The sequence below is a fragment of the Streptomyces albus subsp. albus genome (assembly GCF_000725885.1).
Taxonomy (GTDB): domain Bacteria; phylum Actinomycetota; class Actinomycetes; order Streptomycetales; family Streptomycetaceae; genus Streptomyces; species Streptomyces albus.
In genome coordinates this window covers 98441-124334 of the sequence record NZ_JODR01000003.1, presented here as the reverse complement: position 1 = coordinate 124334, position 25894 = coordinate 98441, and the positions used below count along the sequence as shown (strand labels likewise).

General features: G+C 73.5%; 18 protein-coding genes. 12 read left to right on the top strand and 6 right to left on the bottom strand.

The genetic code is table 11. From position 1 onward, the window contains the following. Positions 1-47: 47 nt before the first annotated feature. Together redW and IO40_RS0103895 are read right to left on the bottom strand one after the other, a co-directional pair. Positions 48-1190 carry an L-prolyl-[peptidyl-carrier protein] dehydrogenase gene (gene redW / locus IO40_RS0103900; protein ID WP_016467646.1) on the bottom strand — a complete coding sequence of 381 codons (1143 nt, stop codon included), beginning with the start codon at positions 1188-1190 and terminating at the stop codon, positions 48-50. Then, entirely contained in the window at positions 1187-4120 is a 2934-nt protein-coding gene (locus tag IO40_RS0103895) for a polyketide synthase (RefSeq protein ID WP_324604490.1), read from the bottom strand. Before IO40_RS0103895 ends, redW begins: the two co-directional genes overlap by 4 nt. 499 nt (positions 4121-4619) lie before the next feature. Here IO40_RS0103895 and IO40_RS0103890 point away from each other — a divergent pair, with 499 nt between their 5' ends. The 8 genes from IO40_RS0103890 to IO40_RS0103855 all read left to right on the top strand — a co-directional run bounded on the left by IO40_RS0103890 (position 4620) and on the right by IO40_RS0103855 (position 15143). Continuing rightward, positions 4620-4880, top strand: a complete 261-nt coding sequence (locus IO40_RS0103890; protein WP_016467644.1) for an acyl carrier protein — start codon at positions 4620-4622, stop codon at positions 4878-4880. Next, the gene (locus tag IO40_RS0103885; RefSeq protein ID WP_031174881.1) at positions 4877-6769 is read left to right on the top strand and encodes an aminotransferase class I/II-fold pyridoxal phosphate-dependent enzyme; all 1893 of its coding nucleotides are present in this window, start codon (positions 4877-4879) and stop codon (positions 6767-6769) included. The genes IO40_RS0103890 and IO40_RS0103885 overlap by 4 nt, the downstream gene beginning before the upstream one ends. Positions 6770-6780: 11 nt before the next feature. Next, entirely contained in the window at positions 6781-8397 is a 1617-nt protein-coding gene (locus IO40_RS0103880; protein WP_041968494.1) for a D-alanine--poly(phosphoribitol) ligase, read from the top strand. A gap of 13 nt (positions 8398-8410) precedes the next feature. Further along, positions 8411-9253, top strand: coding sequence for a thioesterase II family protein (locus IO40_RS0103875; protein ID WP_016467641.1), 843 nt, complete (start codon positions 8411-8413; stop codon positions 9251-9253). Then, positions 9250-10317: an SAM-dependent methyltransferase gene (locus IO40_RS0103870; protein WP_030406855.1), complete on the top strand. Its 1068-nt coding sequence runs from the start codon at positions 9250-9252 to the stop codon at positions 10315-10317. The genes IO40_RS0103875 and IO40_RS0103870 overlap by 4 nt, the downstream gene beginning before the upstream one ends. A gap of 22 nt (positions 10318-10339) precedes the next feature. Further along, positions 10340-13042 (top strand): undecylprodigiosin ligase RedH, encoded by a 2703-nt coding sequence (gene redH, locus IO40_RS0103865; protein WP_016467639.1) that lies wholly within the window; start codon positions 10340-10342, stop codon positions 13040-13042. Positions 13043-13152: 110 nt separating this feature from the next. Further along, entirely contained in the window at positions 13153-13884 is a 732-nt protein-coding gene (locus tag IO40_RS0103860; RefSeq protein ID WP_041968511.1) for a 4'-phosphopantetheinyl transferase superfamily protein, read from the top strand. Continuing rightward, a complete protein-coding gene (locus IO40_RS0103855; RefSeq protein WP_016467637.1) occupies positions 13881-15143 on the top strand; it encodes a nitroreductase family protein in 1263 nt (420 codons plus the stop codon). Before IO40_RS0103860 ends, IO40_RS0103855 begins: the two co-directional genes overlap by 4 nt. A 90-nt stretch (positions 15144-15233) precedes the next feature. Here the strand turns inward: IO40_RS0103855 and IO40_RS0103850 are convergent, their stop codons facing one another. Both IO40_RS0103850 and IO40_RS0103845 read right to left on the bottom strand, forming a co-directional pair. Continuing rightward, positions 15234-15443 (bottom strand): acyl-CoA carboxylase epsilon subunit, encoded by a 210-nt coding sequence (locus IO40_RS0103850; RefSeq protein ID WP_016467636.1) that lies wholly within the window; start codon positions 15441-15443, stop codon positions 15234-15236. 176 nt (positions 15444-15619) lie between these two features. Next, on the bottom strand, positions 15620-17878 hold the full coding sequence (locus IO40_RS0103845; RefSeq protein ID WP_016467635.1) for an MMPL family transporter: 2259 nt from the start codon (positions 17876-17878) through the stop codon (positions 15620-15622). 119 nt (positions 17879-17997) lie between these two features. Here IO40_RS0103845 and IO40_RS0103840 point away from each other — a divergent pair, with 119 nt between their 5' ends. From IO40_RS0103840 to IO40_RS0103830, 3 genes are all read left to right on the top strand, one after another. Beyond that, a complete protein-coding gene (locus tag IO40_RS0103840; protein WP_041968496.1) occupies positions 17998-18618 on the top strand; it encodes a TetR/AcrR family transcriptional regulator in 621 nt (206 codons plus the stop codon). A gap of 64 nt (positions 18619-18682) precedes the next feature. Beyond that, entirely contained in the window at positions 18683-19273 is a 591-nt protein-coding gene (locus tag IO40_RS33100) for a hypothetical protein (protein WP_016467633.1), read from the top strand. 125 nt (positions 19274-19398) lie between these two features. Further along, a complete protein-coding gene (locus IO40_RS0103830) occupies positions 19399-19803 on the top strand; it encodes a tautomerase family protein (RefSeq protein ID WP_016467632.1) in 405 nt (134 codons plus the stop codon). Positions 19804-19862: 59 nt separating this feature from the next. On the opposite strand, the gene IO40_RS0103825 is transcribed toward IO40_RS0103830, so the two are convergent. After that, positions 19863-21995, bottom strand: coding sequence for an AAA family ATPase (locus tag IO40_RS0103825; protein WP_031174875.1), 2133 nt, complete (start codon positions 21993-21995; stop codon positions 19863-19865). 432 nt (positions 21996-22427) lie between these two features. After that, positions 22428-23117: a uridine kinase family protein gene (locus IO40_RS0103820; protein ID WP_016467630.1), complete on the bottom strand. Its 690-nt coding sequence runs from the start codon at positions 23115-23117 to the stop codon at positions 22428-22430. Between the two features lie 944 nt (positions 23118-24061). On the opposite strand from IO40_RS0103820, the gene IO40_RS0103815 reads away from it, so the two are divergent. Then, a complete protein-coding gene (locus tag IO40_RS0103815) occupies positions 24062-25474 on the top strand; it encodes a peptidase C39 family protein (RefSeq protein WP_016467629.1) in 1413 nt (470 codons plus the stop codon). Positions 25475-25894 lie beyond the last annotated feature (420 nt).

Sequence of the window (25894 nt, the reverse complement as noted above, 5' to 3'; positions counted from 1 at the left end):
ATGGCTCTCTGGTGAGGGAAGGGTGAGGGCAGGGGCGCGGGCCCCGCTCAGCGGCGGGAGAGGCCCAGCGCGCGGGCGATGTTGTTCTTCTGGATGTCGTTGGTGCCCGAGAAGATCCGCGACGGCAGCGCGTCCCGCAGCAGCGTCTCCGCCTCGCCGTCGAGGATGCCCAAAGCGCCGCGCACCTGGACCGCGTCCAGTCCCAGCTGGACAGCCGCCTCGCTGACCGCCAGCTTGGCGAGGGCAGGCGCCACCTCGTCCTGGGAGCCGGCGTCGATCCCGGCGGCGGCCTTGAACAGCAGCAGCCGCGCGGACTCCAGCCGCAGAAGCATGTCCACGATGCGGTGGCCGACCGCCTGGAAGCTGCCGATGGGCGCGCCGAACTGGCGCCGCTCCCTGGCGTACTCCGTCGTCGACTCCAGCACCCTGCGCATCGCGCCCAGGTACCCGGCGAACAGACAGGTGCGCTCCCACTTCATCGACGCGGTGAACACGCTGGCGCCCACGCCTTCCGAGCCGAGCATCCGGTCGGCCGGGACCCGCACGTCCGCCAGGTGGACGTCCGCCATCGGCGAGCCGCGCAGCCCCACCTTGTCGTAGTGCGGCCCGACCGACAGTCCGGGCGTGCCGGCCTCCACCAGGAACGTCGACAGGCCGAAGAAGCCCCCGCCGGGCCGGGTCACCGCCTGGATGACGAAGACGTCCGCGACGGGTGAGTTGGTCGTGAAGCACTTCTCACCGTTCAGCACGTAGTGGTCGCCGTCACGGACCGCGCGGGTACGGATGCCCAACGCGTCCGATCCGGCCTCCGGTTCGGTGATGCCGTGCGCGGCGATGCGCTCGCCGGAGGCGAGGGCCGGCAGCCACCGCCGCTTCTGCTCCTCGGTGCCGAACTCGACGATCGGCATGACGCAGGCGAACAGGTGCGCGCCCACGGAGAAGGTGAAGCCCGTGTCCCGGCAGCCGCTGCCCAGGGCTTCCATCAGCGCCGCCGCGGTCACCGCGCCCGCACCCAGCCCCCCGTACTCCTCGGGAACGGTGGTGCCCACCACGCCCTGCCGGCCGGCCAGCAGCCAGCGCTGCCGGAACTCGTCCGGGTCGAAGCGCTCGGGCGGGTCCAGCTTGTGCCGGGCGAATCCCGAGAGCGCCGTGCACATCTCTTCGGTTTCCGGATCGAGAGCGAAGTTCATGCGGAGTCCGTCCGTGAGTGCGGGAGGTCTTCCTCGATGAGCAGGTGGTAGTTGATGCCCCCGGTCCCGAAGGAGCTGACCCCGGCCCTGCGGGGCCGGCCCTCCGGGCGGGGCCAGACGCCCGCGCGGGTCGAGACCGTCGCGGGGATGTCCGACAGCCGCAGGGCGGGGTTGAGCCGGTCGAGGTTGGCGTTGGGCGGCAGCTTCCCCGCCCGCATCGCCAGCAGTGCGCGCAGCAGACCGGCGCCGCCCGCCGCGGCGAAGGTGTGGCCGAAGAAGGACTTGGCCGAACCGATGTCCAGCGGGCGTGAGCGGCGGGGGCCGCCGTACACCTCACCGGTGGCGGTGATCTCCACCCGGTCGCCGACCTTGGTGCCGGTGCCGTGCGCCTCCAGGTAGTCCACGTCGGCGGGCGCGAAGTCCACCTGCCCGAACGCCTGGCGCATGGCCCGGACCTGACCGTCCGCGTCCGGCGCGATCAGCGATTTCGCGTCGTTGGACCCGCCGATGCCGCGGACCACGCCGAGCACCTCGTCGCCGTCCCGGCGGGCGTCGGACAGCCGCTTGAGGAGGAAGAGCGCGCAGCCGTCACCGGGTGTGAAACCGTCGGCCGCCTCGTCGAACGGGGTGATGCGGTCGTGCGACAGCAGGCCCAGTGCCGAGCACAGCACCAGGTCCCGCTCGTTGCAGGGCAGTTCCACCCCGCCGGCCACCGCGTAGTCCACCGCGCCCGAACGCAGCGCACCGACCGCGAGGTCCAGTGCCGCCAGCGACGAGGCGCAGGCCGCCTCCACCGCCACCGGAACCGCGTCCAGCCCGAACTGGCCGGCGATCAGCGCCGCGCTGCCGCTGGCCAGCGCCTCGTCGAACAGGGTGGGTGTGACGAGGGCGGCCTGCTCCGGATACCGCCGGTGCACCTGGGCGAGCAGGCGGGCCGACTCCTGGGGCGACAGATGCTTGAGCGCGGTCAGTTCCGACGCGGCGGCGTCCAGGCGGGGGAGGGACGCGAGGGTGTGCGCCTGCCGGTCCCGGCCCAGCCCCAGAGTGCTGCCCAGCGCCACCATTCCCGGGCGGCCCCTCAGCCCCGCCTCGCCCGGGGAGCGCCGTCCGAACAGTTCGGCGGCGACCGTCAGCGCCAGCCGCTGTGCCGCGTCCAGCGCCGCGTACCGCGCCGGGTCCATGCGCACCCCGGCCGGCGGGGTGGCGGGCACCCGCACAGCGGCGCCCCGGTCGGTGTAGCTGCTGTCGAGGCTGAGCGCCCCGGGCGCGTGGAACAGGTCCCTGTCCAGCACGTTCTCGTCGAACGGGGCGAAGGCGTCCCGCCCGGACAGCACGGTGCGCCAGAACGCCCCGGCGTCCGGCGCCCCCGCGAACCGCCCGCCCAGCGCCACCACGGCGACCGGCTCCGCGACGGCCGGCCGGGCGGGCACATGGGGCCGGGCCCTCCTGGGCCGGTACTCCTCCAGCACCACGTGGCACACCGTCCCCGTGAGTGAGGAGCCGGCCACCACCGCGCGACGGGGTGCCCCGCCCTCGGGTGCGGGCCACGGCACGGCCCCGGCGTCCGGCGAGGCGGCCGGCACGGTGCGGTGCCGCAGCGCCAGCGCCACCGTGCTGACGGCCGCCACCCCTGCGTTGGCCAGGGTGTGCCCCAGCCGGTCGGCCGTACGGCGTACGAACGGTACGGGGCCGGGGCCCGCACCAGGCTCCGCCGCGTGCGGGCACGCGGAACCGGGCTGCGCCGGGGCTCCCTCGGCGGAGGGAGCCGCGGGCAGGGGCCCGATCAGGGGGTCCGGGCCGGTCTCGTCGGGGGAGCCGTCGGGGGAGTCCGCGGAGAGCTCCCCGCGTGCGGGCCCGGCCGTGCCGCCGCCCGGAAGGGGCCAGGCGGGAGGCGGAGTGGCGTGCTCCACGTACTGGACGGGCGCGCCCCGGCCGGCCTCGCGCAGGGCCTGCCGCAGGTTGGCACGGTGCCGTACGGCGGAGGTGGAGCGGCCGAACGGGCCGGGCCGCGCCTCGTGCGTGAGGGAACAGCCGCGCACCAGTGCGTGGATGCGGTCGCCGTCCCGCTCGGCGGTGCCCAGCCGTTTGAGCAGCAGGGCCCCGACTCCCTCGCCCAGCCCGTGCTCCAGCCCCTTGGCGGCCAGGGTGCGCTCCAGCAGCGGGCTCTCCCGGCGCTGCCCGGTCACCACCAGCACCGCGTCGCAGGCGCCGGCCCGCAGCGCGGTCAGCGCGTGCGCGAGGGCGACGAAGGAGGTCGCGTCGGAGGACTCCAGAGCGAGGGTGCGTCCGCGCAGCCGGAACGCCGAGGCGATCCGTGCGGGGATGGTGCTGGCCATCTCCCCGACCCGGTCGTGCGGGGAGGCACCCAGCCGCCGGCGCAGCACCGAGCGCAGCTCCTCCTCGGCCTGCGCGGCGTTCTCCCGCGTACGGGGATCGGACGAGCCGGCGGCGGCCCGCCGCAGTTCGCGGGCGTAGCGGCGGCCTTCGACGCGCAGCGCGTTGGCGTACTGCCGGTCCAGTCCGAAGCAGGTGCCGACGACGACGTCGGTGCGGTCCCGGTCCAGGGCGCGGTCCGCGCCGCCGGCGTCCTCCAGGCAGCGGCGGGCCGCCTCCAGCATCAGCAGCTGGAGGCGTGCCATCGCCCCGGCCTGGGCCGGCGGGATGCGGAAGCGGGCGACGTCGATCCTCACCCCGTCCAGCCCGGGACCGGGCACCTCGCTGTCCGCGCCGCCGGTGCCGCCCACGGTGTCCGGGCGGCCTTGGCCGTCCCTGCCGTCCGCGGGGCCGGCGCCGTCCTCGGCGGCCGAGTCGTCGGCGTCGTCGGCGTCGTCCGCGACGTTCGCGTCGTGCGGGCCGCCGGTCAGCAACCGCCAGAAGTCGGTGAGGTTTCCGGCCTCGGGGTGCAGAGCGGCGATCCCCACGATCGCCACGGGCTCTCCGGCCGTTTCCGTGTTCTTTTCCGTCGTGCCGCTCGGCTCCGCTGTGGAGTGCATGAGGTGGCGACCCCCGAATCGGTCCGATGGTGTGCCGAGTGGTTACGCCGAAAAATGTGGGTGAGGGGGCGTCGGAAAACAGATCCACTCGGATGTCCGCACGCTGGGCGTGCCGCGTCGAAGCGGCCGTCGACCAGTTCGAGCGAGTGAGCAGGGAAGCAAGTGACGAGGGCCTGTTTACCCGAGCGGCCTTCGCCGTGTCCACCCCGTACCGTGTCCGAACAGCGGTAAGGGTTCTGTCCCGATGCAGGTCACAGGGGGTGTGGCCGGAAAGGTGCGGCAGCGACAGCCGGTTGTCATTCCCGTCTCAGCGGCGTGCAAGCCGCCGGTGGCATCGTATTGCACGCGAATCCGCTGCTTTTCGAGTGAGTACCGGCCGATGGCTGTTGCTGCGGCGATTCCCAGAATTCCGAGTCAAGGACGGTCAAGAACGCCCATGAATACGGAGCAGTCGATCATCAATCACATCGCCACGGTTCTGCTGGACGGCGACAGCGAAGGACTGGACAGCGAAACGCCCTTGACCGAGCTGAACATCATCGATTCGGCGGGAATCTTCGACCTCGTGCACCATCTGCAGGACGAGTTCCGCATCACCGTGCCCCTGCCGGAGGTCTCCCCGGAGAACTTCGCGACCGTGCACGCCATGGCGGCGCTGGTGGACCGGCTGCGCGCGGAGCAGGAGGGCGTGCGATGACGGGCCGTACCGGGACCGGACCCGACAGCAGGCCCGGGACCGGGCAGGGGACCGGTCCGGTGGAGGAGCAGGTGCTGCGGATCGTCGCCGAGCACACGCTGTACGACCTCGGCACGCTCTCCTTGGACGCCGACCTCGAGGGCGAGCTGGGCATCGACTCGATCGTCCTGGAGACCGTGCTGGGCTCCGTGCAGGACCACTTCGGCCTCGCCGAACGGCCCACCGGCGAGTTCACCACGCTGCGCCCGCTGATCGACGCCGTGCGGGAGGCCGTCGGCGACGGCCCGCCCGCCGGCACCGGCGCGGACACCGGCACCGCGGCCCCCCACCCTCCGGAGGCCGAAGGAGACGCGCTCCTGGAGGCCGTCGTCGAAGCGGCGATGCGGCACACCCACTACGCACGCCACCAGCTCGACCCGGACGCCGACCTGGAGAGCGAACTGGGCGTCGACTCGGTGGTCCTCACCTCCCTCACGGGTGAGGTGGCCGACGCGTTCGGGCTGCCCGACAGCGTGACGGGAGAGGTCACCGCCACCACCCTGCGCAAGCTCGCCGCCGAACTCGACGCGCTCCGCGCCGTCCACGGCACGGCCGACGGGACCGGGGCCGGCACCTGGGACCCGCGCTCCATGAAGGACTTCCTGGAGGAACGCGACCCGGACCTGTTCGCCAAGGCCCGCTCCTTCGCCGCCTACCGCCGCAAGCGGGAGGAGGACCGGCTCTACTGGTACGGCATGCCGATGCGGGCGCGCAGCACCAACAAGGCGGTCGTATTCGACGAACTGGAGGGCCGCGAGCGGGAGTTCCTGCACTTCGCGTCCAACAACTACCTCGGTCTGGCCAACCATCCCGAGGTCGTCGAGGCCGTCTGCGAAGCGACGCGCTCCTACGGTGCCACCCACACCGGCTCCCGCATCATCGGCGGCACCAACCAGCTGCACAAGGAGCTGGAGCGGCGGCTGGCCGCCTTCAAGAAGCGCCCGGCCTGCGCCGTCTTCCCCGGCGGCTACTCGGCGAACCTGGGCGTCATCTCCGGACTGGTCAAGAGCTACGACGCGCTGGTCGTCGACAGGCTCAACCACATGAGCATCGTGGACGGCTGCAAGCTCTCCGGCGGCACCCGCAAGATCTTCCGGCACAACGACATGGAGGATCTGGAGCGGGTCCTGCGGCGCTGTGCCGAGCCCGGCTCGGGTGTCCTGGGCAGACTCGTCGTGGTCGACGGTGTGTTCAGCATGCACGGGGACATCTGCGACCTGCCCGGGATCGTGCGGCTGGCCGAGGAGTACGGCGCCCGGGTGCTGGTGGACGACGCGCACGCCACCGGGGTGCTGGGTGCCACCGGTTCGGGCACCGCCGAGCACTTCGGGCTCAAGGGCCGGGTCGACCTGGAACTGGGCACCATGAGCAAGGCACTGGCCGGCATGGGCGGGTTCGTCGTCGGTGACGAGGAGGTCATCGACTACCTCCGCTTCTACGCCAACTCCTATGTGTTCGCCGCCAACATCCCCGCCGGGGTGGCCGCCGGGCTGATCGCCTCCCTCGACGTGCTGGAGCGGGAACCGGAGCGGCTGGAGCGGCTGTGGTCGAACATCCGCCTGCTGCGCGAGCTGCTCCGCGAGGCCGGCTTCGACCTGGAGCGCTCCGACAGCGCGATCCTGCCCCTCGTCGTGGGCGACGAGCGCCGCGCCATGGAGTTCGGCCGCGCGGTGCGCAGGCGGGGCCTGTTCTGCCAGACGGTGGTCTTCCCCGGCGTACCGCTGGGCGACGCGCGGCTGCGGGTCAGCGTCACCAGCGAGCACACGCCCGAGGACCTGCGCGAGGCCGCCGGCATCTTCGTCGAGGCGGGCCGCGAGACGGGTGTGCTGCACCCCGGAGCCGGTGAGTGAGGGGCCCGGGAATGACGGACACCACCGCCACCGCCACCACTGTGACGCCCCGCCGCACCGCCCCGCTGCGGCTCGGGCTGCCCGAGCCGCTCACCGCCGAGCAGGCCGCCCGGCCGGCGCTGCTGGGCCGGGAACGGGTGACGTACGGCGTGCTGGCCGAACGCGTCCGCGCGCTGGCCGCCGCACTCGACCGCCTGGGCGCCGCACCCGGCGACCGGGCGGCCGTGTGGATGGACAAGCAGCCGCGCTACGTCGAAGCCGTCCTCGGTGCCCTGCGCGCGGGCTGCGCCTATGTGCCGCTGGACGGCAACCAGCCGGTGGCCCGGGTGCGCACCGTCCTGCACGACGCCGAGTCCGTCGTCCTGTTCACCGACGGCCGCCGCCTTGCGGCGCTGTGCGCGGCCGGACTGCCCGCTTCGCTGCGCGCGGTCGTCGTCGCGGACGCCGAGCCGCCGCCGGCCGACCTCCCGGCGGGCGTGCCGGTCCACACGTTCTCCGCGTTCACCGACGCCGCCCCGGGGAGCGCCCCGGCAGCCGCCGCCGCGCCCCACCCGGACGCACTCGCCGCGCTGCTGTACACCTCCGGCTCCACCGGGGTGCCCAAGGGCGTGCGGATCTCCCACCGCAATCTGACCTCCTTCATCGGCTGGGCGCGCGACGAGTTCGACGTCGGACCGCGGGACGTGTTCTCCAACCACGCCTCCTTCAACTTCGACCTGTCCACCTTCGACCTGTTCACCGCGCTGTCGGCCGGCGCCGCCGTGTGGGTCGTCGAGGACGCGGAGGCCCGGGACGTGACCGCGCTGGCCCGGGGCATCCGCGAACACGGCGTCACCGTCTGGTACTCGGTGCCCTCGGTCCTGGCGCTGCTCACCCGTTCCGACGCGCTGACCCGCGAGACCGCCCGGAGCCTGCGGTACGTGCTCTTCGCGGGCGAGCCCTTCCCCCTGCCCGGGCTGCGGGAGCTGGCCGCGCGGCTGCCCTCCGGCACGGCCCTGTACAACCTGTACGGCCCCACCGAGACCAACGTGTGCACCTACCACCGGGTGCGCCCGGAGGACCTGGCCGCCTCCCGTACACAGCTGCCCATCGGACGGCCCGTCACCGGGGCACGCCTCCGAGTGGTCGCCGAGGACGGCGGCGAGATCACCGCCGAGGGCGTGCCCGGCGAACTCGTCGTCGCGGGGGACTGCGTCACCCCCGGCTACTGGCGTCGCGAGCACGAGCCGGCCGCCGCACACCACCGCGCGGGCGAACACCCCACCGGGGACGTCGTCAGCATCCAGGACGGGCTGCTCGTCTACCACGGGCGCAAGGACCGCATGGTCAAGCTCAACGGCTACCGGCTGGAACTCGGCGAGATCGAGGCCGCCGCACTCCGCCATCCCGGCATCCAGGACGCCGCGGTGGTCGTGCGGGGCACCGGCGGCGACGCCCGGCTGGTGCTGCATTACACGCTGCGGGAGGGCGCGGCACCGCCCGGTCTGCTCGCCCTCAAACAGCACTGCGCGCGGCATCTGCCCGCCTACATGGTCCCGCACTCCGCGGTGCGGCTGGAGCGGATGCCGCGCAACGCCAACGGCAAGACCGACTACCGTGCCCTGGCCGCCGACCCCGGCCGGGGCTGACGGGGGAACACACGTGCCCGACACCCCGACCCGTCCCGCACCCGGCGACCACCGGCGCCCCGGCCCGTGGTTCCCCGGCCTGCCAGGCGCCGCCACCGCGGCGCGGCAGGACGGCACGGTGCCGCTGATCTGCCTGCCGTACGCCGGCGGCACCCCCTCGGTCTTCCACGGCTGGCAGCAGCGGCTCGGCACCCGTGCGACCGTCGTCCCGGTGCTGCTGCCCGGGCGCGGACTGCGCCTGCGGGAAGCCCCCTACAGCGCGCTGGCCCCCCTCGTCCACGACCTGGCCGACGCCCTCCAGGAGCACGGGCTGACCCGGCACGGCTACGCCCTGTTCGGGCACAGCATGGGCGCCCTCGTCGCCTACGAGACGGCCCTGGAGCTGCGCCGCCGCGGCGCCGGGGAACCGCTGCACCTGGTGGTCTCCGGCAGCCGCGCCCCGCAGCTGTACGGCGACCGGCGAGACCATCTGCTGCCCGACGAGGAGCTGCGGGCCGTCATCGGCGGACTCGGCGGGTTCGGCGCGGGCGGCGGCACGGCCGACGCCTACTTCCGGCGCCGGCTGCCCGCCCTCCGCGCCGACCTGCGTGCCTGCGAGCAGTACCGCGCGCGGCCCCGGGCCCCGCTCCGCTGCCCCGTCACCGCCGTCTCCGCGACCGACGACCCGATCGCCACCGCCGCCCAGGTGGACGCCTGGCACACCTGCTGCGCCGGGCCCTTCACCCGCCTCCACCTGCCGGGCGACCACTTCTTCCTGCACGGACCGTCCAGCGCCCGCCTGCTGCACCTGATGCGCGAGGTCTGCGACCGGCTCCGGCCGCACCCCACCCAGCCGTCCGGGAGGACCCCTCGATGAACGCGCCGTCACCCGCCCGCACCTCCTCGCCGGCCGCCCAGCTGCGGACCCTGGTCAAGGTGGCCGGCGACTCGCGCATCCGGCTGCTGCTGTCACTCGGCCGGCGCCTGGCGATGCCGGTGTACCGGGCGTCCTTCCTGGCGGGCGCGGTGGGCAGCGGCCTGCTGCGGCTGCTGGAGCGGCAGCCCGCCGACGCGGAGACCGTCGCCCGGGAACTGGGCGTGCGCGAGGACACCCACCGGCTGCGGGTCTGGCTGGACGTGGGCGTAAGGCTGGGCGAACTGTCCTGCCGCGACGGCCGCTACGCGCTCCGCAGCCGGTACGCCAGGGCGCTCGCCCGGCCCGGCAACGACGCGCTGGCCGGCGCCCTCCAGGAAGTCGCCCACTTCCACCACCCCGTGCTGCGCGACGCGCCCGCCATGGCCCGGGACGGCCGCGCCTTCTGCCTCGGCGACCAGGACGGCGACATCATCGCCCGCTCCTCGCTGATCGTGCGGCCCTTCGTGGAGGAGGCCGTCAGCCGCCATCTGGAGCGGGACCGGCCGGTGCGGCTGCTGGAAGTGGGCTGCGGCACCGGGCACTACGTGCGGCACGCGGCACGGCTCAACCCCCGGCTGACCGCGCTGGCCGTGGACCTCCAGCCGGAGGTAGCCGCGCGCGCCGGGGAGAACATGGCCCGCTGGGGCCTGGCCGACCGGGTGCGCACCCGCCAGGGCGATCTGCGCAAGCTCGACGTGGAGGAGCGGTTCGACCTGCTCACCCTGCACAACAACATCTACTACTTCCCCGAGGACGAGCGGACCGAGGTGCTCGGCCGCGCCCGCGAACTGCTGGCACCCGGCGGCCGGCTGCTGCTCACCACCTCCTGCCAGGGCGGCAGCCCCGCCCTGGCCGCCCTCAACCTGTGGTTCGAGTACGCCGACTTCGGCGGACCGCTGCCCCACGAGGACCGGCTCCTCGACCAGATGAGGGAAGCCGGCTTCGCCGCTGTCGGGGCCTCGCGCATCGTCCCCGGCGAGCAGTTCCGCGCCTTCACCGGAACGCGGGCGCCCGACGCACACTGACACATCCCCAGGAGGGCCCACCATGACAGTGCAGAACGACAGCAGGGCAGGCGCGGAGTCCGCCGGGGAGCACGTCGTCGTCCTCGGCCGCGACACCGGAGTGCCGCCCGGGCACCTGGGCGGCAAGGGCGCCAGGCTGGCGGAGATGACGGCCGCCGGACTGCCCGTGCCGCCCGCCTTCTGCCTCACCACCGAACTCTTCCGCACCTTCCTCGAACTGAGCGGACTGGCAGGGGAGCTGCGCACCGCAGGGCCCGGCGGCTTCGCCGCGATCCGCAAGGAGATCACCGCCCGCGCCGTCCCGGAGGCCGTGGCCCGGCCGGTGCTGGACGCCTACGCCGCCATGGGCCGGCCCAGGGTGGCCGTACGGTCCTCGGCGAGCAAGGAGGACTCGGCGGCCCGGTCCTTCGCCGGGCAGCACGACACCGTGCTGGACGTGCAGGGCGACGAGGCGCTGCTGGAGGCCGTCCGCGAGTGCTGGGCGTCGCTGTGGTCCGACCGCGCCGCCGCCTACCGTCAGGACCCCGCCGAGGTCGGGTCCATCGCGGTCGTGGTGCAGGAGATGGTCCACGCGGACGCCGCCGGGGTGCTGTTCACCGTGGACCCGATGACGGGGCGGGAGCACCGCATGGTCGTCGAGTCCTGCTGGGGGCTGGGCGAGGGACTGGTCTCCGGGAAGGTCACCAGCGATCTGTTCGTCGTGGACGACCGGACCATGGAGGTCGTGGAGAGCCGGGTGCGGCACAAGGTCACCCGCTGCGCCGCCGTCGCACCGGGCCGCACCGGTCTGGTCAAGGTCGATCCCGGGCAGCGCAACGCGCCCAGCCTCACCGGGGAGCAGGTCGTCGAGCTGGCCCGGCTGGCCGCCCGCGTCCGGGAGGCGTACGGCGCCGAGCAGGACATCGAATGGGTGCTGCGCGACGGCACCTTCCACCTGCTCCAGACCCGGCCCGTCACCACCAGCCCCGGCGCCGAGACCAACCGCCGCAGCCCGTACGTGGTCGACGTCCCCGACCACGTGCGGCACAACACCCTGTGGTCGCGGATGGACATCGGCGAGATATTCGTCGGCCGGATGTCCCCGCTCGGTCTCAGCTTCGCCCGCTACTACCAGACCCACGTCCACGGCGGCTGCGCCGAGGCCATCGGCGTGCGCGACACCGGCGACATGGACCTGCACATGGGCTACCTCCAGGGGCACGTCTATCTGAACGTCTCCTACACCTCGCACGTCCTCAGCCAGTGCCCGGCCACCAAGGACCAGAGCGTCTTCACCGAGCGCTTCGCCAGCGAGGAGGTGGACCTGGCCGCCTACCGCAACCCGTTCGGGGACTGGGCCGGCGGTCTGACGGGGCTGCTGTCGGCCACCCACTGGCTGCGGGACACGGCCGTGGAGCTGGCGTCGATGAAGAAGCGGGCCCGCCGGATGGCGGCGTCCCGGCTGCGCGCCTACGACCACGCCAGGCGCACCGACCTGCGGGCCATGGACCGCCCGGAACTCGCCGCGGAACTGGACCGCTACCTGCGCTACCTGCGCGCGATGCACGTCGGCTACATGCCGTACTACATCAACGCGTTCGCCTTCTACGGGGTGCTCAGCGAACTGTGCGGCACATGGCTCGGCGACGAGGGCGACAACCTCCAGAACCACATCAAGACCGACATGTCCAATCTGCGGACCGTCGAGTCGGCCCGCGACCTGTGGCACCTGGCCCGGGAGGCCCGCAGGACACCGGAGGTGCTGCGCATCATCCGGGACACACCGCTGGACGAGATCGAGGGCGAACTGCACAAGTCGCCCGCCGGACGGGCCTACCTCACCCACCACCTCGACCCGTTCATGCGGATCAACGGCACCCGCGGGCGGCAGGAGATGGAGCTGACCCATCCGCGCTGGGTGGACGACCCCTCCTACGTCTTCCAGATGGTCCGCCGCTACGCCGCCGACGACGCCGTCTCCCCGGACAGCCTGCTCGACCGCAACCGCAGGCTGACCACGCAGGAGTCGGAGGCGGTGCTGGCCGGACTGCCCGCGGCCCGGCGCCGGGTGCTCAAGACGGTCATCAAGCTCTACTCCACGTGCAGCGAACTGCGCGAGATCACCCGCATGGCCATGATCACATCGGTGTGGCTGGTGCGGAACGTCGTCTACGAGGTCGGCCGCCGCCTGGTCGACGAGGGCATTCTGCGGGACCTGGACGAGGTCGCCCACCTCGACTTCGAGGACGTCCGCCGCTACCTGGCCGGTGACGCGCGCGCCACCGACGTCTTCAGCCGCACCCGGCTCGACGAGCGGCGCCGCACCCACGAGTACCACAACCGGCTGCCCGAGCCCCCGCTCACCTTCATCGGCGAGTACGACCCGGCCACCGCGCTGCGCCCCGCCGCGAACAGCACCCGGCTCCAGGCGCTGGGCGCCTCTCCCGGGCAGGTGGTCGGACGCGCCCGCATCATCGAGGATCTGGCCTGGCAGGCCGACGAGTTCCAGGCGGGCGAGATCCTCGTGGCCCGCTACACCGACGCCTCCTGGACGCCGCTGTTCGCCATCGCCGGCGGGGTGGTCACCGACATCGGGTCGATGCTCTCCCACAGCTCCATCGTCTCCCGCGAGTTCGGCATCCCCTCGGTGGTCAACACCAAGTGGGCCACCCAGCGGATCGCGACGGGCGACATGATCCGGGTGGACGGCGACGCGGGCGTCGTCGAAGTGGTCGAGGGCACCTGAGCATGACCGCTCCCGGCTCCGCCGCCCGCACACCGGCCCACCCGGCCCCGGCCGCGGCGCCGCACCCCCGCCGCGCGCGACCGCCCGCGACGGGGCGTCCGGTCCCGCCGGTGGTCCTCGACGCGGCCCGGCCCCTGTGGCTGGGCCGCCCGCCCGGCACACCGCTCACCCTCGCCGTCGTCTCCCTCACCTGGCTGCGGGCACTGTCCGCGCCGGACCGCCGGGCGCTGGCCGGGCGCCATCTGACACAGGAGGAGGCCGCGTTCGGTGCCGCGCTGCCGGTGCCCAAACGGCGGACGGAGTGGCTGGCGGGGCGGCTCGCGCTCAAGAGCGCCGTGCGGGCCCACCAGCGGTACCGGCTCAGGTGCGCGGCGACGCCCGGCGGCCGGCTCCCCGTGCGGACCCTGGCGGACGGGCTGCGGGCGGGCAAGCCGTACGTGGCGGCCCCCGTGGAGGTGGCCCTCACCCACGCGGGGGACTTCGCCGTGGCCGCCTGCGGACCCCGGCCGGTGGGCGTCGACCTGGAACGGCACCGGACGGTGACGCCCTACCTGGCCCGGCTACTGACGGTGCCGGACGGCCCGGGAACCGAACGGCTGCGGCGGATGCCGCTGACCCTGCGGTGGGCCGCCAAGGAGGCCGTGCTCAAGCACTACGGCTTCGGCCTGCGCATCGGCGGCGGCGCCCGCGAGGTCGAGCTGACCGGCTGGGCGCACGACGGCCGCTTCACCTGGCGCCCGAGCGCCGCGCTGGCGGACCACCTGCCGTACGACGGCGGCCGGACCGTCTGCCTGGCGCAGGACATCGACAACTACTCCTTCGCGATGGTGTGGCAGACATGACCGATACCGTTTCCGGCACTTCCGGCACTTCCGGCACTTCCGGCGCGCCCGGCGCCTCCGACCCCTCCGACGCCCCCGGTGCCGTCCGGCCGCCCGCGGACCCGGGGGCCGGCGGCTTCACCGAGGCCCTCGCCGAGGCGACAGCCGTCGCCTCCCTCGCCCCGTCCTCGCACAACTGCCAGCCCTGGGCGCTGGCCCGGCTGACCGGCGAGAGGGCACGCGCCGCCGCCCGCCTGTTCGCCGGCACCGGCAATCGCACCGGCCCGGCCGGCGACGGCACCGAGACCCTCGCCCTGGCCATGGACCGCACCCGCACCATCGGCGCACTGGCGGCGCACGACGTGGAGATGCGGGTGAGCTGCGGCGCGTACTGGCAGTTGCTGCTGAGCGCGCTGGCGGCGCAGGGCTGGCACCCGGAGGGCATCGAGTACCCCGCCACCGACGGCGAGGGGCGCCGGCTGGCGGGCGACCGGTGGCCAAAGAGCTGGAGCCTGCTGGGAGTCGCACGTGTGCGCCGTACCGGCGACGGTGACGGCTCCTTCCGGCGGTTGCGCGAGACCGCCGCCGCCCGCCGCACCAACCGGGGGCCGTACCGCGCGAGCGGCATCGGCACCGACGTGCTGGCGGAGCTGACCGGCCCCTCCGCGGGGGCTGCCGCCGACGCCCCCGTCGCCGTCACCCACCTGCGGGGCGAGACCGAACGGCGGGCCTTCGGCGACTTCGTGGCCCGGCACGGAGGCCGCGACTTCAGCCACGACGCGGCCTGGCGGGAAACCTTCGCCTACCTGCGGCCCAACGCCTCCGCAGCCGCGCTCCGCGGTGACGGCTTCACCCTTGAGCAGCTGTTCGGACCGATGTCCGCGGCCCGGCACCACCTCCTTCGGACCGCCCTGGCCCCGCGCACCATGCGCGTGCTGCGCTTCGCCGGCTACCCCGGGCTGCTGGCGTCCCAGCTGGCCGCGATCGTCAGGCGGACTCCGGCCGTCACCGTCATGCACTTCCTCGCCGACGAACCGTCCGGCGCCGACATGGTGCGTGCGGGCGCCCGGCTGGCCGACTACTGGCTGCGGGCCACACACGCCGGGCTGGCCCTGCACCCGGTGAGCGTGGTGGTCCAGCACGACGACGTACGCGCGGCACTGGCCGAGCGGTTCGGCCTGCGGGGCCGCGTCTTCTTCGTCGCCAGGCTCGGACACCCCACCGCGCAGTTCCCGGCCACCCCCCGGCACCGGGAGGCGGCGGCACACCTGCGTCTGTGACACCTGCCGCGATGTGCGCGGGGCCGCCGCCGGATCACCCGGCGGCGGCCCCGCGTGTTTGCCGCTGTGTCCTCGCGTCCGTCGCGTGGTTCAGTCCTGCCAGCTGTGCGGGGCGCGGAAACCGAGCCGGCGCTCCGGCCTGCGCCAGCCGGCCTTGGTGGTGCGGCGCCGCCGGGGCCGCGCCGCGTGCACGGCGGCGGCGCGGGCCAGCAACAGCGCCGTGACGGCGGCCAGTTCCTCCGGGGCGGCCCGGCCCCGCTCGACGCGGACGACTTCCTCCTTCGTGCCGTCGGGCTCCATGGACGCTCCTGTCCTCGTGGGGGCGCGTGGCGAAGGCGGGGCGCACCCGGCGGGCGTACCGGGGCGCCCCGCCCTCGTACGGGCGACCGCCGTGGCGGTCACCGGTCCGGTCCCACGCTGGCAGAGCGGCCTGATATCCGGCTGCCATCCGTGTGGCACCGGCGCGTGCGCGGGCGTCAGCGTGCCGCGGGCTGCGCCGGCTCCCGTGCGTCGGCCTGTGCGGTGGCGGGCTCGGGGGGTGCCTCGTGATGGAACCCGAACTTCCGGTACACCGTGCGCAGCGGAGCCGGTGCCCACCAGTTGGCCCGGCCCGCGAGCCGCATGAACGCCGGGACCAGCAGCCCCCGGATGACGGCGGCGTCCATGAGGATGGCGAGCGCGGTACCCAGCCCGAGAATCTTGACGGGGGTGAAGCCCGCGCTGATCAGCGCGATGAAGAACAGCGCCAGCAGCCCGGCAGCCGCCGTGATCAGGCGCCCGGTCGACTCCAGACCGTGGGCGACGGCAAGGGTGTTGTCACCCGTGCGGTCGTACTCCTCGCGGATGCGGGAGAGCAGGAAGACCTCGTAGTCCATGGACAGGCCGAAGATGATGCAGAACATCAGGATCGGCGTCGTCACATCGATCTGCCCGGTGACGGTGAAGTCACCCACCAGCCACCTCAGATGCCCGTCCTGGAAGACGAACACCATGGCGCCGAACGTGGCCGTCAGGCTCAGCAGGTTGAGCACGATCGCCTTGACGGGGATGAGCACGCTCCCGGTGAACAGGAAGAGCAGCACGAAGGTCAGCACACCGATGATCAGCAGGGCGTAGGGCAGCGCCGCCAGGAGCGCGTCCATGGTGTCCACGTAGCCGGCGGCCAGCCCGGCGACCTTGGCGTCGGTGCCGGACGGCGGGGAGATGCCGCGCACATCGGCGACCATCTTCTCGCCCGCCTCCGAGTACGGCTCGGTCTCCGTCTTCGCCGACATCCAGGCGCCCTTGCCGTCGGTGAAGGCCTTCTCGGCCCCGGGCACCGGGGGCGCCACCTGCCGGCCCTCGGCGAAGCTGCCGGTGGCGGTGTCCACCCGCTCGATGCCCGCCACCCGGGAGACCCGCTGCGCGTAGCCGCTGAGCGCCCTGTCGTCGGGCAGCCGGCCGTCCAGCACGATGTCGAGGCCGGCGCCCGCCAGGGAGGGGAAGTCCTCGCGGAGGGCCTGGCCGACGACGGCCGCGTCGGCGTCCTTGGCCATCGAGCGGTCGTCGGGCAGCCCGTACGACGCCTGGGTGAACGGTGCCACCAGTACGGCCAGGGCGAGCAGCACCACGGTGAGCACCGGCCAGGGCCGCCGCATGACGCCGGTTGCCAGCCGGTGCCAGAAGCCGTCCTCGGTCGCCTCGGGCTTGCGGCGGCGGCGCAGCGCGGCACCCAGGTCGAACTTGTCGATCCGGTCGCCGATCAGGGCCAGCAGCGCCGGCAGCACCACCAGCGCGCCCAGCACGGCGAACAGCACCACGCCGATGCCCGCGTAGGCGAAGGAGGTGAGGTAGTAGAGCGGGAAGACCAGCAGCGCGGCCAGGGAGAGCAGCACCGTCAGCGAGGAGAACAGGACGGTGCGGCCCGCCGTCGTCATCGATATCCGCAGCGCCGTGGCGTTGTCGCGGCCCTTGCCGCGCTCCTCGCGGTACCTGCTGACGATGAACAGCGAGTAGTCGATGGCCAGCCCGAGGCCGAGCGCGGTGGTCAGGTTGGTGGCGAAGACGGAGACGGGCGCGAACTGGGCGATGACCGTCAGCAGGGCCAGCGAACCGACGATGGAGACGCCGGCCACCGCCAGCGGCAGCAGCGCCGCCATGCCGGAGCCGAAGACCAGCACCAGCAGCACCAGGGTGATGGGGACGGCGACGCCCTCCGCGCGCAGCAGGTCCTTCTCGACCCGCTCCGACGCCTGCCGGTTCGCCTCGGTGCCGCCGCCGGAGACGACCCGCACGCCGTCCCGTTCGCCCGTCAGCTTGGGAGCGATCTTCTTGGCGGTCTTCTCCGCCCGGGTGTCGTCGCCGCTCAGCCGGGCCAGGACGAGGGCCGCTTTCCTGTCCTCGGCGCGCAGGTCGGCGGAGCGCCGGCCGGACCAGTAGGAGGTCACCGAGGCGACACCGTCCTGGTCCCGGAGTTCTTCGGTCAACTCACGGCCCACGCGGGCCGTTTCCGGGTCGTCGACCGTGCCCTGCCGGGGGGTGACGAGCAGGATGAAGTCCGGCTCACCGGTGTCGAACCGGTCCTCCAGGATGTCGGAGGCGACGGAGGACTCGGCGTCCGGGTCGGTGTAGCCGCCGGCCGACAACACGTTCATGACGGGTCCGGAGACCGCTGTGATCAGGATGAAGCCGACCGTGGACAGGATGAGCACGAGGCGGCGCCGGTGCACAGCGAGCGACGCCAGTCGGGAGAGCATCGAAAACCCCCAGGGAACGGGTGACCCGGCCGGATCGGCCCTGGTCATGAGCACTGTCAAAGAAGGCGGCAGCGGGCGGCGGACGTGACTTCCGCATCTCGCCCGGTTACCTTGGTCGTATGAGTAAACTAGACGACCGACCAAGTTCCTCGCTACGGGGTCGACGCCGTCGGCAGCAATTGGTCGACGCGGGGGTCGAACTGCTCGCCGAGGGCGGCTGGCCGGCCGTGACCACCCGCTCCGTCGCCGACCGCGCGGGCGCCAACCTCGGCCTCATCCACTACCACTGGGGCGGGCTGGCGGGCCTCAAGCAGGCCATCGCCCACCGGGCCGGAGAACTGGTCTTCGGACCGCTCACCGCCCGGCTCCTGGAAGCCGCCTCACCCCAGGACGTCCTCGACCGGCTCCCGGCGATGGTCTCCCCGCCCACCGACGACACCACCACCCGGCTCACCGTCGAACTCATCGCCGGAGCGGTCCGCGACCCCGCCCTCGGCGACGTCCTGCGCGAGAGCCTCGCCGAGGCCCGCACCCAGCTCGACGCCTGGCTGGCGGAACACCTGCCCGAGGCACCCCCGGGCACCGCCACCTTGCTGATCGCCCTGCTCGACGGGCTCTTCATGCACCACATGCTCGACCCGGAGATGGGCTCCGCCCAGGCCGTCGAGGCGCTCGTCAGGCTCGCCGGACACGCGCCCGCTCTCGCGGGGGGCGCGGGCGCGGCCGACGAGACCGCCTGACCGCGCTCCCACCCGCCCGGGCACAGAGCCCGGGCCGACCGGAGAGCGACGAGGAGACCGTGACGTGAGCAGTGCCGCGCAAACCGGCAAGCCCAACTGGACCTTCGGAACCGGTGCGACGACGAGGGAGAAATGCCTCGCCTACAGCGCCGCGGTGCTCGGCTGCGCCGCCTTCGCCCTCAACGGCCACGACAAGGGCTGGGCCTGGTGGCAGTGGCTGATCGGGCTGCTGATGGTCTGGGACCTGGCGGGCGGAGTGGTGGCCAACGGCCTCGATGCGGCCAAACGCTTCTACCACTCCCCGCTGGCCTTCCACGCCGGTGCGGTACCCCGCTTCCTGCACCACCCGGTCGGCTTCACCGCCGTCCACCTCCAGCCCGTCATCGCCTGCCTCGTCCTCGGCGGCACCCGCTGGTGGTGGTGGGGGGCCCTCTGGTACCTGTGGGCGCTGGCCGGAGCCGTGGCCGTCGAACTGGCCCGCGCCCGCTACCAGCGGCCCCTCGCCCTGGGCATCGTGGGCATCGGCGCGATGGTCGCTCCGCTGGTCGAGGCCCCGCCCGGACTGGCCTGGCTGCCCGTCGTGCTGCTGCTCAAGCTCGTGGTGGCGCACGCCGTACCCGAAGGCGTCGGCTCCTCCTCCCGCGAGGGGCGCTGAGCTGCGTCCATGCCCGCTGTGCATGCGTGCGGCGCTCCCGGCATTTCAGGCCGGGCCGCACGGTCCGTAGCGTCGGCGGCAGGCCGGGCCGGCAGCGCCCGCCCAGCACGACAAGGAGCACCCGCATGCCTCTGGTACGGATCGACCTCGTCCGCGGCCGTCGCCCCGACGAGGTGCGGGCCGTCGCCGACGCGACGCACCGCGCGCTGGTGGAGGTGCTGGGCATCCCCGAACGGGACAGGTTCCAGATCGTCACCGAGCACGAGGGCGACCACGTCGTCGCCCTCGACGCAGGTCTCGGCTTCACCCGCACCGACCGGCTCGTGATGATCCAGATCTTCACCCAGAAGGGGCGCACCACCCAGGTCAAACAACGCCTCTTCCGCGCCGTCGCCCAGCGGCTGGGAACCCTCGGCATCGGCGGCGAGGACGTCTTCGTCTCCGTCGTCGAGAACGGGCCCCAGGACTGGTCGTTCGGCTTCGGGCGCGCCCAGTACACCGAGGGCGCCCTGCCCGTACCGGGCCGCTGACCGCACCGAACCGCCCAGCGGCCCGCCCGACCTGCCCCCGCATGCGGCCGGACGGAGGCTCAGCCGGGCGGGGGACCGGGGCGGGGACCGTCAGGACCCCGCCCCGACAGCACCTCCCCGTACGCCTGCATCAGATCCGGCAGCCGCAGCGTCGCCAGGTCGTCCCGGGAGGGCGTACCGGCGTAACCGGACAGCCGCAGATCCCGGTAGGCGCAGCTCTTCTCGTACAGCGTCCGCAGGAACCGGCCGTTGCCCAGCTCGTCGATCCAGCCCTGCTCGACGACGTGACCGCTGATGCTGCGCAGCTCCTCCAGGGCCTCCTCGTCCCACACGTCCCCGTTGTCGGCGGCCAGCACCTCGCCGATCGCCGTCAGTTCGAGCGGCCGGTAGCTGGGGAAGTCCACCCTGGTGGTGAACCGGGAGGAGAGCCCCGGATTGGCCGCCAGCAGCCGGTCCATGCCCTCCGGATAGCCCGCCAGGATCACCACCAGCTGGTCCCGGTTGTCCTCCGCGCGCTTGAGCAGCACCTGCAGCGCCTCGTCGCCGTACGCGTCGCCCTTGCTGTAACCGGAGTTGGAGAGCGCGTACGCCTCGTCCACGAACAGCACCCCGCCCAGCGCCGAATCGATCAGCTCGTTCGCCTTGACCGCCGTCTGCCCCAGGTACTCGCCCACCAGATCGGCGCGCTGCGCCTCCACCAGATGATCGCCGCCCAGCAGCCCCAGCGCGTAGAAGGCCCGGCCCAGGATCCGCGCCACCGTCGTCTTGCCCGTGCCCGAGGGGCCGGAGAAGACGAAGTGCCGCTTGGGCGGCTGCACCGGCAGGCCCTGGCCCGCCCGCAGCCGCGCCATCCGCAACTGTGCCGACAGCGCCCGCACCTGCCGCTTGACCGGCTCCAGCCCGACCATGCGCTCCAGCTCGTCCAGTGCCTGCGCCAGCAGCACCGGGTCCGAGGGCCCGGCCGGCAGACTCCCGTCGCCGCTCCCGGGGCCGCCCGGCGGAGTCCTGCGCCGCAGCGGCGCGGCATCCACCCGGACCGGCTCGGCCGGGTCGCCGGAGTCCTCCAGGCGCAGCCCGTCGGCGTCCGGGTCCAGCAGCGGATCGGCGGACTCGGCCGCCTCCTCGGGCCCCTCCGGCACCGGGCCCGGCGGCGCCGCACCCATCGGACCGGCGGCGGGCGGACCGGCCACGGCACCGTCCGGCGGCCCTCCGGAGTCACCCCCGGGCTGCGGCACCGGCGGGGCACCGGTCGCGGCACCGTCGGCGGGGTCGGCCGGGTCCGCCGGCCGGCCCGGGTCCTCGGGCGGCTCGGGGCCCCGCTCGAAGAGTTCCGGTGCCGCCGCGTCGCCGGAGCCCCCGGGCCCGGCTATACCGCCGGTGAGGACGGCGGCGGCCAGATCCTCCGCCGAGCCGCCCGCACCGTCGCTCTCGGCGATCGTCGTCAGCCGGGCCGCCGTGTCCATGAACGTGGGGTCGATCCGGTGCACGGCGCGGTACAGGGGAAGCGCGGCGGCGCTGCGCCCGGTGCCCTCCCGGGCCCGGGCCAGCCAGTACCGCAGCTCCTTGCGCTGCGGCTGCTCGCTGCGGCAGCGCATCAACGCGGTGGCCAGCAGCGGCTCGGCCTGCCCGTACATCTCCAGCCGCACCCGGGCCATACCGGCGAACAGCCCCGCCTCGATACCCAGCAGCGGATCGTCCACCAGCGGTTCGGTGTGGGCGACCAGCCCCTCCCAGTCCTTGGCGAGATAGGCCCGGCACGCGTGCAGGAACCGCACCTGCGGGTCGGTGTCGACCGGCGGGCAGCCGGCCAGGGCACGGTCGAGCTCGGCGACGTGACGGCCGTCCAGCCAGTGCGAGGCGTGGGCCAGCAGCAGGTCCCGTTCGTTCTCCAGCACCGGCTGCACCCACCAGCCCAGCCAGTACCACGAGTTGAGGGTGCGTCCGTGGCGGCGGCGCTGCTCGCCGAACCGCTGCCGGTGGTGGTACATCCGCAAGAGCGCGGTGGCGGTGTCCGCGCGCAGGGCGTGCAGGCCCAGCCAGGCGTCGGCCATTCCCGGATCGAGACGCACCGCGGTGCGGAACTCCTCCTCGGCCTGGGCGTACCCGCCGACGGTGTACGCGTCCAGCCCGCGCAGCCAGGCGAGTTCGGCCGGGGCGTGCAGGCCCTGGGGGTCCTGCGTGCCGAAGTTCATCACGTCCCCCACGAAACGTCCCCCGTCATCTGCCGGTTATCACCCGGGGTTCCCACGCTGTTCCGCATCGTACCCGCGCACGGGGCCCCGCCGAAGGGCGGCGTACGGGCGGACCACGGGCGGATCGGGCCGCGCCGAGGGGCGCACGCGGGCGCCGGCGGAGGGCGGGCGGCGGCATCCGGAAGAGGAGGCTTCCGCAGAGCCATTACGAAGCGTGAGAAAAATGCGGAGAAGTGCTTCCGCTTGTCCGGCCGGAGGCAGAACGGAGCCCCCGGTCACGGGGGAACAACCGGGGGCTCCGTGTCTCTAGACGGCCCTGCGTAGGCCGTTGTTGGAAAAGTAATCGGTCCGAGGCGCGTGGGTCAAGCCGCGCGGTTGCACGCGGTGCCTTCGATTATCGTCAACTGCCCTTGCATATACGGAGGGTCATGTTCACCGGGGGTCGAGCGCCCCCGTGCGCCCCTCACGCACCGTGTACCCCGTGCGGTCCCCGCCGTCTCCTGCGTCTTTTGCCGCCTCGTCCTTCTCCAGCGCCCCGGAAGTCTCCCGCCCTCCGGGAGCCTCCCGCCCCTCGGAAACCTCCCGCACGAGGAAATCCGCCCACGGACGAGAGGGGTCGGCCGCGAAATGGGCCCGCTCCGCCGGGATCCATCCGGCCCAGAAACCCGCCTGCTCCGGCCCGTCCCGCTCCTGGCCACGGCGCCAGGCGTCCCCGGGCGGCATGTCCATCCACAGCAGGCAGGCCAGGTACGGCCGCAGCGCGGCCCGGCCCGCGCCCACCCCCTCCACCAGTACCACCGGCGCCGGCGGCAGCACCGCCCGGCCGGTGCGGGACCGCGCCACCCAGTCGTACACCTCGTAGTGCGCCGGCTCGCCCCGCTCCAGCGGACGCAGCACCTGCTCCGTCAGCCGTTCCGTCCAGTCGAACAGCGCCTCGTGGCTCGCCACGTCGTCCAGATGCAGCACCGGAGCCCCGCCCAGCAGCGCCGCCAGCCGCCGCGCGAGTGTCGTCTTGCCCGACCCGGCATGCCCGTCCACCCCCACCAGCCGCACCGGACCGCAGGAGGGAGGCAGCGCGGCGAGCCGGTGGGCGAGTGCGTCGAGGGACGAGGGAGCGGGCATTCCCCCAGCGTACGTCGCTGATCCCGGCTCTCCCGCGCCACCCGCACGGCCGTGCGCCTGCCCGCGAAAGGGGCGGGCTGCGGGGGCGGGCTGTCGGTGCCGGCTGGGCGGTGTGGTCGGTGCGGGGCGGTCGGTGCCGTGGGGGCGGTCGGTCCCGGCCCTGATACGGCCTGCGGGGCCGGGGCCGCCCGCCTTTGGGCCCGGCCCTGGGCGGGGCACGTACCGGGGGCCGGGCCCTTCCGCCACCGGACCGGCCAATGACAACGGCATGCCGGACGGACGCAACCCTGGCACGCGCCTGTGTGAGCCGTAATAGTGGGCTTCCCGCACCTGGCGCGGCGCGCGCGGGCCCGGCGCCGCACCCGCTTGGTGCGGGAACCGGTACCGCGTTGTGGCCCCGCCCGGCGTGGGGGACCGGTACCGCCCTGCGCGGGAACCTGTTCCGCCCTGCGCGGGAAAGAGCGCCGCGGCGTGGGGGCGACGGCCCCGCGACGGGCAAGGAAGAGCGACAGCACCACCGCCGGAACCACGAGCAGCACCACAGGCACCACCAGCACCGCCCGGAAAACACCAGCAGCCACGCCAGAACCGTCAGCACCACCCCGGAAGCACCGGACACCACGCCAGGAACACGAAGCACCGCCACGGGAGCACGAGGCACGACGCCGGGACGCGAAGCACCACCCCGGGCCCACGAGGCACCAAGCCGGAAACACAGGCGCCACCCCGGAATCACGAGCCATCACCCGAGAACCACCAGCAGTCACACCGGAACGACCAGCACCACAAGCATCATCAGCACGGCACCACCGGCACCACCAGCACCACAGCACCGTCAGTGCACCAGCACCGTCAGCGCACCAGCACCACCAGCGAACCAGGCACCACCAGGCACCACCAGTGACGACGACCGCCGTACGACCCACCGACTGGGGGCACCACGCATGACCAGCAGAACCACCGATCGCCGCACCGTCCTGGCCGCCGCCGTCGCGGTGGCCGCCTCGGCCGTAGCGGCCCCCGCAGCCCTGGCAGCCGACAACCGGCCGGCCGGTCCCACCGGCGCCGACGGCCGAGGACACCGGCCGACCGCACCCGGCCGGCCCGGGAAGGCAGGACACGTGGAACTCCGTACCTGGTCGGAGCGGCGCGACTGGGCGTCCGGCACGGGCAAGGGCACCAGGGTGACGGGAGGTGCCCGCGCCGGTGTCACGCTCGCGAAACCAGTCGGCACCACCGACTACCGCGACCCGCACACCGGCCGGACGGCCGCCTGGGAGTACGCCACCTGGACCTCGCCGCGTCACACCAGCAGGGTGCCGGCGGGGGAGATCATCGCCTCGTGGAACGCCCACACCCCCAAGGGCACCTGGATCAGGACCGAGGTGCGGGGCACCTACTCCGACGGCACCGACACCCCCTGGTACACCCTGGGCATCTGGACGTCGGGCGACGGCGACGACGTCCCGCGCCGCACGTCCGTGGACGGGCAGAGCGACGGCAAGAGCACCGTCTACACCGACACCCTGTCCGTGGACGACCTGTCCGCCGGACTGCGGATCACCTCCTACCGGCTGCGGCTCACCCTCTACCGCGCGCCCCGCAGCGGTGCGGCGCCGACGGTGTGGCGGGCCGCCACGATGTGCTCGGACGTCCCCGACCGCTTCGAGGTGCCCGCCTCCGAGCCCGGACCGGGGCGGGCCGTCGAACTCAAGGTGCCGCGCTATTCGCAGGAGATCCACAAGGGCCAGTACCCCGAGTACGACAACGGGGGAGAGGCATGGTGCAGCCCCACTTCCTCGCAGATGATCATCGAGTACTGGGGCCGCAAGCCCACCGCCGAGGACCTCGCCTGGGTGAACCCCGACTACGCGGACCCCCAGGTCTGCCACGCCGCCCGCCACACCTTCGACTACCAGTACCAAGGCTGCGGCAACTGGCCGTTCAACGGCGCCTACGCGAGCACCTACCGCGACATGAACGCGGTCGTCACCCGCCTCAACTCCCTCGACGAGGCGGAGGAGTTCATCGCCGCGGGCATCCCGCTGATCACCTCCCAGTCCTTCATCGCCTCCGAACTCGACGGCGCCGGCTACGGCACCGCGGGCCACCTGATGACCGTCATCGGCTTCACCAAGGACGGCGACGTCATCGCCAACGACCCGGCGTCCCCGGACAACCCGTCGGTCCGCCACGTCTACAAGCGTCGGCAGTTCGAAACGATCTGGCTCCGCACCAAGCGCAAGGACGCGAACGGCAAGGTCAGAAGCGGTTCGGGCGGGGTCTGCTACGTCTACTGGCCCACCGACCCGACACCGGCGCAGCGCCGCGTCCTGAAGAAGCACGGCATTCGCTGAGCGGGGGCCTGCGGCGGCCGACCGTGGCCTTGACCGAGCGGTGCCAGAGCCTGCGGGACACCGCCTGAACGGAGCCTCCGTTCGCCAAGGCCACGGCGGCCCACTGCGCCGCAGCTTGTGCGGGCTGTACGGCCGCAAGCCCGAGCGCTTGACGGTCCGATTCCATGCCGTCGTCGGCCAACCGCCGCCTGCCCTCGCCGGTTACGGCGTCATCGGCTCGACCAGGAAGCCCCCTCTGCCGGGACAACCGGCTTCAGCCGGTCACAGGTGGCTACGTCCCCGGCCTTCCCGAGTACGTCGAGAGCGTCCACCACGGCGTTGCGCCGCCTCTCTCGCGCCGCCCGGTCCGTCGGCACCAGCCCCGTGGCGACCTGCACGGCGCGAGCGTCCGGGTCTCCGAAGGCACTCCGCGGGGACCCT

Bases quoted from the DNA above. Each gene is read 5' to 3' on its own strand.
- redW (WP_016467646.1), bottom strand. From the start codon at position 1,190: ATGAACTTCGCTCTCGATCCGGAAACCGAAGAGATGTGCACGGCGCTC.
- IO40_RS0103890 (WP_016467644.1), top strand. From the start codon at position 4,620: ATGAATACGGAGCAGTCGATCATCAATCACATCGCCACGGTTCTGCTG.
- IO40_RS0103885 (WP_031174881.1), top strand. From the start codon at position 4,877: ATGACGGGCCGTACCGGGACCGGACCCGACAGCAGGCCCGGGACCGGG.
- IO40_RS0103880 (WP_041968494.1), top strand. From the start codon at position 6,781: ATGACGGACACCACCGCCACCGCCACCACTGTGACGCCCCGCCGCACC.
- IO40_RS0103870 (WP_030406855.1), top strand. From the start codon at position 9,250: ATGAACGCGCCGTCACCCGCCCGCACCTCCTCGCCGGCCGCCCAGCTG.
- redH (WP_016467639.1), top strand. From the start codon at position 10,340: ATGACAGTGCAGAACGACAGCAGGGCAGGCGCGGAGTCCGCCGGGGAG.
- IO40_RS0103855 (WP_016467637.1), top strand. From the start codon at position 13,881: ATGACCGATACCGTTTCCGGCACTTCCGGCACTTCCGGCACTTCCGGC.
- IO40_RS0103850 (WP_016467636.1), bottom strand. From the start codon at position 15,443: ATGGAGCCCGACGGCACGAAGGAGGAAGTCGTCCGCGTCGAGCGGGGC.
- IO40_RS0103845 (WP_016467635.1), bottom strand. From the start codon at position 17,878: ATGCTCTCCCGACTGGCGTCGCTCGCTGTGCACCGGCGCCGCCTCGTG.
- IO40_RS0103840 (WP_041968496.1), top strand. From the start codon at position 17,998: ATGAGTAAACTAGACGACCGACCAAGTTCCTCGCTACGGGGTCGACGC.
- IO40_RS0103830 (WP_016467632.1), top strand. From the start codon at position 19,399: ATGCCTCTGGTACGGATCGACCTCGTCCGCGGCCGTCGCCCCGACGAG.
- IO40_RS0103825 (WP_031174875.1), bottom strand. From the start codon at position 21,995: ATGAACTTCGGCACGCAGGACCCCCAGGGCCTGCACGCCCCGGCCGAA.
- IO40_RS0103820 (WP_016467630.1), bottom strand. From the start codon at position 23,117: ATGCCCGCTCCCTCGTCCCTCGACGCACTCGCCCACCGGCTCGCCGCG.
- IO40_RS0103815 (WP_016467629.1), top strand. From the start codon at position 24,062: ATGACCAGCAGAACCACCGATCGCCGCACCGTCCTGGCCGCCGCCGTC.